Origin of the sequence: Psychrobacter sp. DAB_AL32B, assembly GCF_002224105.1 — a bacterium.
Taxonomy (GTDB): Bacteria; Pseudomonadota; Gammaproteobacteria; order Pseudomonadales; family Moraxellaceae; genus Psychrobacter.
Window position 1 is genome coordinate 1 of the sequence record NZ_NEXU01000066.1, and the last position, 12,903, is coordinate 12,903.

12 protein-coding genes, 1 tRNA gene and 1 other RNA gene are annotated in these 12,903 nt (G+C 42.7%); 6 read left to right on the forward strand and 8 right to left on the reverse strand.

Features of this window, described 5'->3' with window-relative positions:
• From CAN34_RS07665 to coaD, 7 genes are all read right to left on the reverse strand, one after another.
• Positions 1-968: GTP-binding protein (locus tag CAN34_RS07665; protein WP_121509228.1), on the reverse strand; the 968-nt coding region annotated here is incomplete at its 3' end.
• 417 nt (positions 969-1,385) lie between these two features.
• Positions 1,386-1,462 (reverse strand) — tRNA-Met (locus CAN34_RS07675).
• Between the two features lie 150 nt (positions 1,463-1,612).
• Positions 1,613-1,995, reverse strand: an RNA gene (rnpB, locus tag CAN34_RS07680) — RNase P RNA component class A.
• Positions 1,996-2,061: 66 nt separating this feature from the next.
• Positions 2,062-2,781 carry a dethiobiotin synthase gene (bioD, locus tag CAN34_RS07685; protein ID WP_089555150.1) on the reverse strand — a complete coding sequence of 240 codons (720 nt, stop codon included), beginning with the start codon at positions 2,779-2,781 and terminating at the stop codon, positions 2,062-2,064.
• Positions 2,778-4,115 (reverse strand): adenosylmethionine--8-amino-7-oxononanoate transaminase, encoded by a 1,338-nt coding sequence (gene bioA / locus CAN34_RS07690; protein WP_089555151.1) that lies wholly within the window; start codon positions 4,113-4,115, stop codon positions 2,778-2,780. Before bioA ends, bioD begins: the two co-directional genes overlap by 4 nt.
• 3 nt (positions 4,116-4,118) lie before the next feature.
• Positions 4,119-4,367 carry a YfhL family 4Fe-4S dicluster ferredoxin gene (locus tag CAN34_RS07695; RefSeq protein WP_011279634.1) on the reverse strand — a complete coding sequence of 83 codons (249 nt, stop codon included), beginning with the start codon at positions 4,365-4,367 and terminating at the stop codon, positions 4,119-4,121.
• Between the two features lie 81 nt (positions 4,368-4,448).
• Positions 4,449-4,958, reverse strand: coding sequence for a pantetheine-phosphate adenylyltransferase (gene coaD / locus CAN34_RS07700; RefSeq protein ID WP_089555152.1), 510 nt, complete (start codon positions 4,956-4,958; stop codon positions 4,449-4,451).
• Between the two features lie 252 nt (positions 4,959-5,210).
• On the opposite strand from coaD, the gene smpB reads away from it, so the two are divergent.
• Complete coding sequence (smpB, locus tag CAN34_RS07705) at positions 5,211-5,684, forward strand: SsrA-binding protein SmpB (RefSeq protein WP_079690859.1); 474 nt, start codon at positions 5,211-5,213, stop codon at positions 5,682-5,684.
• Between the two features lie 122 nt (positions 5,685-5,806).
• Here the strand turns inward: smpB and rarD are convergent, their stop codons facing one another.
• Positions 5,807-6,829, reverse strand: a complete 1,023-nt coding sequence (rarD, locus tag CAN34_RS07710; RefSeq protein ID WP_089555153.1) for an EamA family transporter RarD — start codon at positions 6,827-6,829, stop codon at positions 5,807-5,809.
• Positions 6,830-7,072: 243 nt separating this feature from the next.
• Here rarD and CAN34_RS07715 point away from each other — a divergent pair, with 243 nt between their 5' ends.
• The 5 genes from CAN34_RS07715 to CAN34_RS07735 all read left to right on the forward strand — a co-directional run bounded on the left by CAN34_RS07715 (position 7,073) and on the right by CAN34_RS07735 (position 12,892).
• Entirely contained in the window at positions 7,073-7,540 is a 468-nt protein-coding gene (locus CAN34_RS07715) for an Lrp/AsnC family transcriptional regulator (protein WP_089555154.1), read from the forward strand.
• Positions 7,541-7,898: 358 nt separating this feature from the next.
• Positions 7,899-8,657, forward strand: coding sequence for a hypothetical protein (locus tag CAN34_RS07720; protein ID WP_089555155.1), 759 nt, complete (start codon positions 7,899-7,901; stop codon positions 8,655-8,657).
• A 231-nt stretch (positions 8,658-8,888) separates the two neighbouring features.
• Positions 8,889-11,330: a YgiQ family radical SAM protein gene (locus CAN34_RS07725; protein WP_089555156.1), complete on the forward strand. Its 2,442-nt coding sequence runs from the start codon at positions 8,889-8,891 to the stop codon at positions 11,328-11,330.
• Positions 11,331-11,690: 360 nt separating this feature from the next.
• Positions 11,691-12,101, forward strand: coding sequence for a hypothetical protein (locus tag CAN34_RS07730; RefSeq protein WP_079690854.1), 411 nt, complete (start codon positions 11,691-11,693; stop codon positions 12,099-12,101).
• 260 nt (positions 12,102-12,361) lie between these two features.
• The gene (locus tag CAN34_RS07735) at positions 12,362-12,892 is read left to right on the forward strand and encodes a hypothetical protein (protein ID WP_089555157.1); all 531 of its coding nucleotides are present in this window, start codon (positions 12,362-12,364) and stop codon (positions 12,890-12,892) included.
• Positions 12,893-12,903 lie beyond the last annotated feature (11 nt).

Sequence of the window (12,903 nt, forward strand, 5' to 3'; positions counted from 1 at the left end):
TTAATCTGTAGCTTTTGAAGCGCTTCACGGAATTTTTCGAAATCAGTAGACTCAACAGGGAACATACCGGCATAAACTTGCGGGGTAATCTGTTTAAACCCAGGAATACGCTCAACATCAGGCGTACTGGCATGAGTAATCGTATCACCAACCGGTGCACCAGCAATGTCCTTGATACCCGCAATAATAAAGCCCACTTCACCCGCTTGTAAAATACCCGTATCTACCGGCTTCGGGGTAAAGACACCAATTGAGCCGACTAGATGCGCATCTTTGGTAGATTTAATATAAAGTTTATCGCCTTTTTTTATCGTACCTTGGCGCACACGTACTAATGATACGACGCCTAAATAATTATCAAACCACGAATCAATAATCAACGCTTGTAGCGGGGCGTCACGATCACCCGTTGGCGCAGGGATAAATTCAACCAACGCCTCAAGTAATTTATCAACGCCCAGACCAGATTTTGCTGAAACGCGTGGGGCATCAACGGCATCGATACCGATGATATCTTCAATCTCTTGGATGACACGCTCAGGCTCAACTTGTGGTAAGTCAATCTTATTTAAGACTGCCATTACCTCTAAACCTTGATCAACTGCGGTATAACAGTTGGCAACGGATTGTGCTTCAACGCCTTGCGCCGCATCAACGACCAATAGCGCGCCTTCACAAGCCGCTAGTGAACGCGATACTTCATAAGAAAAATCGACGTGTCCAGGCGTATCAATAAAGTTCAGCTGATAGCGCTCACCATTGGGATGGTCATAATACAGCGTCACCGATTGTGCTTTAATCGTGATACCGCGCTCACGCTCAATATCCATCGAATCAAGGACTTGCGCCTGCATCTCGCGATCTTGCAGCGCGCCACACATCTGAATAAAACGATCAGCAAGGGTCGACTTGCCATGATCAATGTGGGCAATAATAGAAAAGTTACGAATATTGGCTAATGCAGTCACAAAGCGCCTACTAAATAATGGAGGATGGAGTAATGAAAATAAATGCTGTTAGATGGAATCAATAGAATCTCCACTCATACTTAATATCAGCCAATACGCTAATACTACCGTATTAAGTTAAAAAACTATCTTATCAAATTAAAAGCCTATGGCGCTTATTACTAATTAATAGTACTTATTACTACGCGCAGGCATGTGAGAGTATTCTAGCAGTTTTCCACTGTAAAGTAAGGCGATTTTATCAGCAAGATTTTGATTGATAAATGAGTTTAATCAGACTGACTTCAAATACAGAACATTTACTAAGCTAGAACTGATAGATTTTGTGTATAGCCATTTATTATCAGCCATAAAACAGGCAAAAAAAAACCAATCACATAATGATTGGCTTTTTAAATTTGAGCAACTGCATATAAATGGTGGCGATGAAGAGACTTGAACTCTTGACCTCACGATTATGAGTCATGCGCTCTAACCAGCTGAGCTACATCGCCATTTAAGGCTCGGTATTATGCCGATATGAGTGACTTGCGTCAACCCCTAAAAAGCATTTTTTGCAAAAAATATTGAATTAAATTCAAAATAACAGCAATTTTAAAAACCAAGCCTGTACTACAATGTACTTTTAAAAAAAAGCACTAAAAAAAGTTGGTAGACCGATAAGCCGGGTTCTGTCGTGGACAATCATTCCTCTAGGCGTATCATCGCTAATACGCTCAAGCAACCTACCCGCATCGAACGCGGGCCGCGCCATGCCGATGCCTATTTGGTCTTGCTACGCGTGGAGTTTACCATGCCGTGAACTGTTGCCAGCCACGCGGTGCGCTCTTACCGCACCCTTTCACCCTTACCGATGACATGAATATCTTGCGATACCCATATAAGCCAAAGGCGGTCTTCTCTCTGCTGCACTGGTCGTCAAGTTACCCTGCCCAGCCGTTAGCTGGCACGCTGCCCTATGTAGCCCGGACTTTCCTCCCCTGCATGTCTGTTGCCAGTGTGCAGCGGCGATTGCCTAGTCTACCAAGCGCGCTATTATAGCAAAATAAATCCTGCTTTCGGAAAGTTTTTTTAGCTTATTTTTAGCGGTGATTTATATAAAGTCTTGAGGAAGTATATAATCTACATTATTAAAGCCATTATCCTCTTGCACCGGTAAAGACAACCAATGTGCACTTGGATAATGCTGCTGAAGATAACTTTGCAAAAATTCTATCGTACTAGCTGCTATCTGTTCATCCGTCTGAGCAGCATTGTCATGAATGTGGTTGTAAATAACACTATGAACGTTTAAACCACGTGACTTTATCGCTTCCAAACTCAGCAAGGTATGATTGATACTACCCAAGCGGCCGGAAGTAAGCAAAATAATTGGATAGCCTACTTCAGCAACATAATCTAAGGTTAATAACTGCTCAGTGATTGGGACTAACAACCCGCCCGCTCCTTCTAATAACACCACGTCATAATCCACTTGTAGACTTTTTGTGGCGCTCGTAATCACATCGGTATTAAGAAGTTCGTTAGCAAGTCTTGCAGATAAATGCGGTGACGCAGGCTTCTCATAACGATAAGGACACGTCGTGTTATCAAGGTCACATGGCTGTAGCGGAATGCCCATCAATTGGCGATGAGTAATAATATCGTCGGCAATATCCATTTCGCCAGTATGTGGATTAACTGTCACGCCCGTTTGTACCAGCTTTTGGGTGATGACATTAATACCTTGCTGCATCAGCGCTTTAGCAATCGTCCCAGTAGCATAAGTCTTGCCAATATCGGTATCTATACCAGAGATAAACAGCACACTCATAATTGACCTTTTTCAGTCAAAGAATTTTGCGCTAAATAAATACTGACCACTGTTAATAGCGCTTGGCAAAGGGTAATAAGTTCATCATCAGTAATCACATAAGGCGGCATGATATAAACTAATTTACCAAAGGGTCTAACCCAAATGCCATTTTCAATCAGCAAAGATTGAAAGATCGGCATATCGACAGCGTCGTTTAGTTCGATAACGGCAACTGCACCCAAACAACGCACTTCTTTAACACCTTCTAGCCTTGCAGCTGGGTTAAGTTGCTGCTCCATGACAGCTTGCATATTTGTGGTGCGCGCTTCGATATCATAAGACACTATCAAATCAATCGATGCACAAGCAACGGCACAAGCCAATGGATTACCCATAAAGGTTGGGCCATGCATAAGGGCTGGATAATCACTTTGGCTAATGGTATCAGCAATTTTTCGCGTACATAATGTCGCTGCAAAGGTCATATAACCGCCAGTCAGCGCTTTGCCTATCGTCATAATGTCAGGGCTAATACCTGCATGCTCACAAGCGAATAATTTACCACTACGACCAAAACCGGTGGCAATTTCATCGGCAATCAGTACTACGTCGTATTTATCACATAGCTGACGCAACAGTTGCAAATACTGAGGACTATAAAAGCGCATGCCACCTGCGCCTTGAATAATCGGCTCGATAATAAAGCCTGCCAGCTTATCGCTATTTTTGGCAAAAAACGCCGTTAATTCATCACGCTCGCTTTGGATCAGCTCACGCTCAAAACCCAGTGGCGGCGCTGCTACAAAATGCTGCATCGGCAATTGATTACCATATAAGCTGTGCATACCAGCAACTGGATCACAAACACTCATCGCATGCCAGGTATCGCCATAGTAGCCAGAATGAGTCGAGGCAAACTGCTGCTTGGTTGGACGCTTAGCCGCTATTTGATATTGCAGCGCCATCTTCAGAGCCACTTCCACTGCGATACTACCACTATCAGAATAAAAGATAGCATCAAGTCCAGCCGGAACGATTGACAGTAGTTTTTTACCCAAGTCTATCGCGGGCTGATGGGTCAAACCGCCAAACATGACATGCGCCATTTTGCCCAATTGCTCAATAATCGCCGCGTTTAATTTGGGATGATTATAACCATGCACGCTCGCCCACCATGACGACATGCCATCAATCAGGCGCGTACCATCTTCAGTGACGATATAAACACCTTCAGCGTGGTCAATTACGATATTGGGATAACTGGGCGGCAAGCTGGCATAAGGATGCCAGAGATGTTGCTGGTCAAAACTGTTGGCAGATGAAAGTTTCGTAGATAATAGTGATGTTGTCATGTTTTATTTACCGGTAATACGCTTATACTTTGACATTAAATCGCTTTCGGTTTCGACATGATTAGGATCGTGAGGGATACAATCGACGGGGCAAATGACCACGCATTGCGGCTCATCAAAGTGTCCGACACATTCGGTGCATAAATCAGGGTCAATCACATAAATATCATCGCCTTCTGAGATGGCTTCGTTTGGGCAGGCAGGCTCGCACACATCACAGTTGATGCATTCATCCGTAATTAATAACGCCATAAACTGCTCCTTGTTTTTCCATAAGGCATTTGTATCTATTATTTGTATAAAAAACCACGCAATCTAATACAGCTGCGCGACCTACTTACTACCGAGCTTTTGAATAAAAGCTTCAGAAACACAAGGTGGCACAAATTTGGTCACATCACCGCCAAGCTTGGCAATTTCACGAATCATAGTCGATGAGATAAAAGAGTAATTTTGCGATGGCGTTAAAAACACCGCTTCAAAATTTTCATCAAGCTCGCGATTCATATTGGCAAGTTGAAACTCATATTCAAAGTCTGACATCGCACGCAAACCACGTAAGACCGCTGTGGCATTCTTTTCACGCATAAAGTCTACCAGCAACCCTTCAAAGCCAATTACTGATACTTGCGGTAAATCGGCAAATACCGTTTCGACCAAAGTAACACGCTCTTCAAAGTCGAATAATGGCTTTTTATGATGACCAGATGCCACCGCAATCACCACCTCATCAAACAGTTTGGTCGCGCGCGTGACTAAGTCCACATGACCATTGGTAATCGGGTCAAAGGTGCCAGGATATAAAATTTTGGTATGCAATTTTGAAGAAGTAGGAAGGCTCATAGCAGGACCAATATGGTTGGTGATAACGTGGTTGGTAATAATAAGGTATATGCTAGCAAATTTTGCCCAAACTTAATACTTATCTGCTACATTTGTCCTAACAGCCGACTTACCTTTACACCGACTGCTTTGCTACAATAGTCGGTTCGACTCATCCCTCTTATTACTTAATAAAAGACAATCCATATTAAAGGGTTCGGATGAGGACTGTTAGACAAGGGCAATATGTTTTGAAGTCCTTATGGAGAAATTATGTCAAAAAAATCAAAAAAACCGGAAAATCAAATATGTGCCAATAAAAAAGCTCGTCACGAGTATTTTATTGAAGAGACTTTTGAGGCAGGACTGTCGTTACAAGGCTGGGAAGTGAAAGCCATTCGCGCGGGTAAAATGACCATTACCGAAGCGTATATTATTTTTCGTAATAATGAAGCTTTCATATTTGGCGCGCATATTCAGCCGTTGCTGAGTAGCTCAACGCACGTCAGTCCTGACAGTATCCGTACGCGTAAGCTATTGCTTAATCGCCGCGAAATCGAAAAGTTAATGGGTGCGGTCAATCAAAAAGGTTATGCTTGCGTGCCGTTATCCTGCTATTGGAAAAACTCGCTGGTGAAATGTCAGATTGCTTTAGCACTGGGTAAAAAGCAGCACGATAAACGCAAAACGCTTAAAGACCGTGATTGGGAACGTGATAAGCAGCGCGGCTTTAAAAATGCCGACTAAATTTATTGGTTTAATACTACTGTCTTAAGTTAATTATTTTTAGCGCAATAAAAAAGGACGATTCAACCAATTGGCTGAATCGTCCTTTTTTTATTTGCTTTACTCATCGCTTGTATAAACGCTTAAGCCGTGTGAGAAACTTTTATCATTTTCGATTGTTTATGAGAACGGCGCAATTGGCGAACCCCGTGCACGATTAGAAAGACAATCCCAAGCCAAATGAGCCCATAGCTATAGATCATCGCTGACTCAAATGGATTGCCAAGTACTGTGATTGCCAAAATAAATAATAACGCCGGTTCTATATAGCTCATCATGCCATAGACGTTGACGGGTAGCATTTGACTGGCATCGACGTTGGTTTTCATCGCTAGCACGCTCAATATGCCCAGTCCTGTCAGCATCATGATAAAAAAACCAGAGCCGCTGACCAAGCTTAAACTACTCGGTGCAATAAAGAATAGATACGCCAAAGCAAACGGTGCAAAAATGGTTAAATCGACCAATAAGCCAGTAATCGCACTGATACCTTGCAGACGACGTAAAATATAATAAATAGGATAGGTTCCGCAGACCCAAAGCGTCGCCCATGAAACGCTTTGCGTGCGTACAATCTCGCTGCCAACGCCTAGTGCGGCGAAGCCAACCGCCAACCATTGCAAACGACTTAACTTTTCGCCAAATAACACGCAACCAAACACCACCATCATCAGTGGGAATAAAAAATATCCCATTGCTGTCTGTACGCCTTGCCCATTTACTGGTGCCCACATGAATAACCAAAACTGACTTAAAAATATTGGTGTCGGCAATAATAACCAAGCCCATTGCTTAATAGAGCCTAAGGCTTTTAGTTTGTCGATATGAATGCCTAAACGCCCACTGATGAGCAAATATCCTATCAATGCCGCCCACATCGCTAGCATACGCCAGATAAATACTTGCGTACCGGATAACGGTGCTAAAAAGCTGCTGTAGGCATAAAGCACGCCAAATAAGACGTTTGATAATATCGCCAGCATCACACCCATGATTAAGGTGCGTTGCTGCGCGCTACCCGTTGTCCAAACTGTAGGCAACGGCAAACGCGAAACGGTGGTTGCTAGCGTATTCGTGAGTACAGTAGATAGGACTGAGGTTGACATAAAAAGCACCGTAAATAGTAGACCTTCAACAAACCAACTATTGATGGTTGTGTTTGTTGGTCAGCTTTGATTGATATGGTGTATTTTAATGTAGTGCTATGAGATATAATTTCTATATAATATTTATTATGAATATAATTATCATTACCTACATCAAATCTTAAATATTTTCTCATAAAATTATTTATAGTGATGATAGCGATAGATAAATATTTGACACCATACTATTTAGGAAAAAATACTGTGAGCCAGCTTTTAGATGATACTGATAAAGCAATTTTAAACTTGCTACAAGCAGATGCGACACTGCCACTGAAAACCGTGGCAGCACAAGTTCACGTCTCTATCGCGACCGCCCAGCGCCGCATTCAAGCATTAACTGACAACGGCGTGATTACCAAGCAAGTCGCTATCGTTGATCCAAATAAGGTGGGATATGGGCTAACAGCGGTGGTGATGATAGAGATGTTACGTTCTAATAATTCAATGCAGCATCGATTTGAGCGTTTGATGCACGACCAGCCGCGAGTAATGAGCTGTTATGAAGTGTCGGGTGATGCGGATTTTATGTTGATGGTCAATGCCAAGAATATGAATGATTATCATGAATTTACCCGTAATCTGCTGACGTACGAGAATAATGTGCGCAGCTTTAAAAGCCAGTTTGTGATGAACTTTACCAAGAGTGGCACTAAAATTTTACTGGATTAAGTTGGTTGAGGGAAATATCACTATAGTAGATTCATTTTAAAAACGATACAGTGCTATTGACTATAGATTTTTTGCAGCCTCTGTCACGCCTGCGAACAGCAAGCAAGAAAAAAATATAGCAATAGCACGTATTACAATCGTATCGCTTTTATTTTGAACTGAATATATAGGTTATTAATAACTGCTAATATAAATTATAAGTAGATATCTGCAAACCAAACAAGGTACGATATCAACGAATATTCAAGAAATTTACAAGCCTGAAATTTACAAGCCTAGAAATAGTCGTTAAAAAATCAAAGCTAACCCAAGTAACTGTATTAGCTCTCATGAATAACGTAGACAAGGAAGCCTTACCATGACTAAGCACACAGGTTATATCGATAAACAAAAAACGACTCACATATTGCTGAAACGAGTAAGCCCAAAAACTGTAATGTCAGGCGCTTTGTTTGCCGCCTTGCTAGCCAGCTCAGGCTGTGCCACCAGCTCATTATTAGAAAACAATAATCAGGTCAGCAGCACGCCTAGCAATAATGTCTTATCCGAAGATCAAATCGTCGCTTTTGGTCGTCCTGCACAAGCATTACCAAAGATGCCAAACGCTACGATGGTCATCGTCGGTGAAAAAAACAGCTATGTGCTGACTCAAGGGGGAACGGAGATGGTGAATTTATTGACCAATCTAACCCCAAAAAACATCCAAGTCGATAATGAGATGAAGTTTTATGTACCCAACAATGATGGTTATTTTCAAGGAGAAATGAAGCTTTCTTACGCCAAATTAAAGGATGAGTTTAAGCGTTCTGACTATCAGTTCTTTTTACAAAATAGCGGCAAAGAATGCACGTCAGCCAGCGATCAGCGCATCAATGCTCAGCGCTTTTGTTTTAGCGTTCCTGTGAAAGGCGCCATCTACCCACAAGTGAGTAACTTAAGCTTAATTCAGTCAAATTATCGCGCCTTAAGCAAACCTTATATGGTGAGCTTTTACACCCAAACCCAGCAGACTCAAGTCTCGCGTAATGGACCCAATAGCGCTCAAAAACTGGTTTTACTACCCTTTGCTCTTGCTTTTGACGTGATTACTTTCCCTTTCCAGCTACTAGAGCAATAAATTTACTCTACTAAAGACTGTTTAAAATAAGGAGTTTTCTAATTTTTTAGAAGCCTCCTTACTGGTATATTATCTTACGCTATCAATAACTTATCACCCATCCTTTATAATCGTTTATGACATCGTGAGTGCAATTCATGTTAAAATGAGCGCTTTTAATTTAGCCATTATTATCCTTTGTTAATAGGGGCTATATTTTCAGTGCAATTTTTCTAATTAACAGGTCCGCTCATGTCTGCCGATACCATCGCCCGCACCGCCTTTAAACAAGGTACTAAACCCCTTTACGACTACGACAAACATTGGGCGAGCTGCTACGAGCCTGCGCCTTATCTACCGATGAGCCGCGCTGAGATGGATGAGCTTGGCTGGGATGCCTGTGACGTCATTATCATCTCAGGCGATGCGTATGTCGATCATCCAAGCTTCGGCATGGCGATTATCGGTCGTTTGTTAGAAGCACAAGGCTTTCGCGTTGGTATCATTGCTCAGCCAGATTGGAAAAGTAAAGACGCCTTTATGGAGCTTGGTAAGCCGGTCTATGCTTACGGCGTGACTGCCGGTAATATGGACAGCATGATTAACCGTTATACCGCTGATCGTAAAATTCGTAGTGATGACGCTTATTCACCGGGTAACGTCGCTGACAAACGCCCTGATCGCGCCGCTATTGTCTATAGCCAGCGCTGCCGTGAAGCCTATCCTGATGTCCCTATTATCTTGGGCGGTATCGAAGGTAGTCTGCGCCGTATCGCGCATTATGACTACTGGTCGGATAAAGTGCGTCGTAGTATTTTGATGGATGCCCGTGCCGATGTTTTATTATATGGTAATGCCGAGCGCGCCATCGTCGATGTAGTACACGGTCTATCAAAAGGTTATAGCTTTGAGCAAATGAGTAGCTTACGTGGTACATCTTATTTATTGACCCCAACCCGTCGTCATTGGCAAGCAGGCATGACCGAAGTTGCTAGTAATGATGTCGATACCGTCGGTCGTGTTGATCCAATTATCAACCCATATGTGATGACTGAAGACGTTGATCAATGCTCAATTGAGCAAGATAAACCTTCTGATTCACCTGTTGGGCAAGCCATGTCGGGAATGACAGGAATGGCAGGGCAATATCCGGGCTTTGTGTCTGAGCCTGTGACCAATAAAATATTGAATGCTGACCAAGTTGACGAAGAAACCCAAGTGGTACAAATGCGCGGCTTTGATAAACCACAAACCGCTCGTAAGCATAAATTCAAAATGCCGCCGCGCGAGCAAACTGTTATTCGACTGCCCGATTACGAGCATGTCAAATCCGACCCTGTGCTTTATGCCCATGCCAGCCGTATTTTACACCTTGAGACCAATCCGGGTAATGCACGCGCGCTGGTACAACGTCATAGTAGCGGCGCGGGTAACTCGCACACCTCTATCGATGTATGGCTAAATCCGCCACCGATTCCACTCTCAACTGAAGAGATGGATTACGTGTTTGACTTACCGTACGCGCGACTGCCGCATCCAAGTTATGGCGATGCGCGTATTCCTGCTTATGACATGATCAAATTTTCGGTCAATATCATGCGCGGCTGTTTTGGTGGTTGTACTTTTTGCTCTATCACCGAGCACGAAGGGCGTATTATCCAAAACCGCTCAGAAGAATCCATCTTACGTGAAGTCGAAGCGATTCGTGATACTGCGCCAAACTTTACTGGGGTGATATCTGACCTCGGTGGGCCAACCGCTAATATGTATCGCCTAAACTGTAAAGACGAGACTATTGAAAAGAACTGCCGTAAGCCATCATGCGTTTATCCTGATGTTTGCGAAAATCTGATTACCGATCACAGTAATTTGACGAAGTTATACCGTAAAGCGCGTGATATCAAAGGCGTGAAAAAAATCCTTATCGCCTCAGGTCTGCGTTATGACTTGGCGATTAAAGACCCTGAATATGTCAAAGAATTGGTCAGTCATCATGTCGGCGGTTATCTAAAAATTGCCCCTGAGCATTCAGAAGAAAACGTGCTATCAAAAATGATGAAACCTGGCATGGGCAATTATGACAAGTTTAAAGCCATGTTTGAGCAGTACAGCCAAGAGGCGGGCAAAGAGCAGTATTTGATTCCTTACTTTATCGCCGCCCATCCGGGCACCAAAGATGAAGATATGATGAATCTAGCGCTATGGCTAAAAAGCAATGGCTACCGCGCTGACCAAGTACAAGCGTTTTACCCAAGTCCGATGGCGACCGCGACGACTATGTATCACACTCATAAAGACCCACTACATAAAATCAGCCGTGACGAAGGTGATATGGATATCGTCAAATCTGGTAAGCAGCGCAAATTGCATAAAGCCTTCTTACGCTATCACGATCCTAAAAACTGGGTAATGTTACGTAAAGCGCTGCAAGATATGGGCCGTGGTGATTTGATTGGTAAAAATCGTGGCTGCTTAATTCCACCATTTAATGCCAGCTTAGAAGGGCGTGAGGCCGCACAAGATAGCTATCAATCGGCACGTAAAAAGAACAGCCGCTTAGGTAATGATTCTGTAAAGCGCAATAATAATAGCGCGAGCGCGGCGAAAAACACTTCGGGTAGAAATGCTAAAAAAGTAACTAAAGGTAATTTCCAAACTCAGCATACCGGTCTACCGCCACGCAAAACTAAGTAGCTAATATGGTAGATCATACTGCCAAATTAAGTCGTTTTTAAAGCAGTCACAACGTCTTAAGTCCGTTCAATAATAAGCGTCTATCGGCTCTCCAGTCGATAGACGCTTTCTTATTTAAAATTAATTATGTTTGAACGCATTCATTGTTCAGGTTGTTAACACTTAGCGGTTTTTAAACACCTTAAATAATAAACATCTTAAATAAAGCGTTACATTATTCAGTCGTTAAGTAACTAAATGAACACGTAACAAACAATTTCTAACATTATTTAAGTGCTGTTTTCGTTAGTATATGCGCTATATGCTTAACGCATAGTTAATAACAAATACATGATAGCTTTTATACCTTTGGAGAAAACCATGAACACCCTCACTAAAATTGCTACTGCTCTACCTGCCCTCGCTCTACTAAGCGCCTGTGCCACTACTGCGCCTACTACGCCAAATACTCCTGCTTCAGAAAGCGTAACTGACGCATCTTATGACCGTATGGCACCAGCACCTTATACCTGTACTGATGGCAGCACTATCAACGCAAAACAGTCAATCAACAAAAAACAAGTAATGCTAAACGCCACATTGCCTAAAGTAAACTGGGCAAATCAGCCAGTTATCTTAAATGGCGCAGTACAAGGCGATACAGCAAGCTACGTGAATGAGTCAAACCCAGAAGTAGTCTATGCATGGCACATGAAAGGCGACAAAGGTATCTTTGCGATGAAATGGGCTGACGGTAAAGAATACCAAGTGAATTGCCAAGTGGGTAGATAATAATTTCGGTTTAATCGTGCATTTATAACGATAAACCTATAATTGTTACACTTAGCATTACTATAAACAGTCATCATTTGGTGGCTGTTTTTTTATGCCTACCATTTTAAATAGTCTTATAGATGACGATACGCATTATTTAATTTTACGATAATAAGAATCAGTATTCTGACGCATTTAGCTAGAGAAGCGCCAAGAAAGCTGTCAAAATAGCCCATGTATAAAAACATCTTATGATAAACAATAGAGAGAATACGTCGATGTCAAAGCGCCTAACGAATATAGTAATAATCGCTGCTGCAAGCATGTGGGCGCTAACCGGCTGCGATAATAGCGCTGATACTGCTAATAAAAACTCTGACGCAGCGGTAACGACGGCAGACGCAGCGGCGGCAAATACGGTTGACTGGTCAGCAATGGCAACTAGTGAACAGGCAGCCGATCTCGCTAACTATGAGTATCCGTTTGCGCTCGATAGCCAAAATGTCCGCGACTACGCCGATTACTTCAAGGTTGATAACGCCACTGCTCAGCATAACCTAACGGTAAGTATGGCAAGTAACGAGGCGCTGTCAAAAGCATTGGATCAGCTAAGTGAAAGCTATGTCTCACATCAGCTGACCGATGATAAAGACATGACGCTTATCATTCATACCACACCCGATGTCGCTGCCAGCAGCTATGATTATGTGTTGGCTGGTGCCTTTGCAAAAGGACTGGTATTACCTATCGTGATTCAGCCGGATGGTAAGAAAAGTGATGTGAAGGGGCATGGTGAGGTGCAGGAGTAGAATTTTTAATA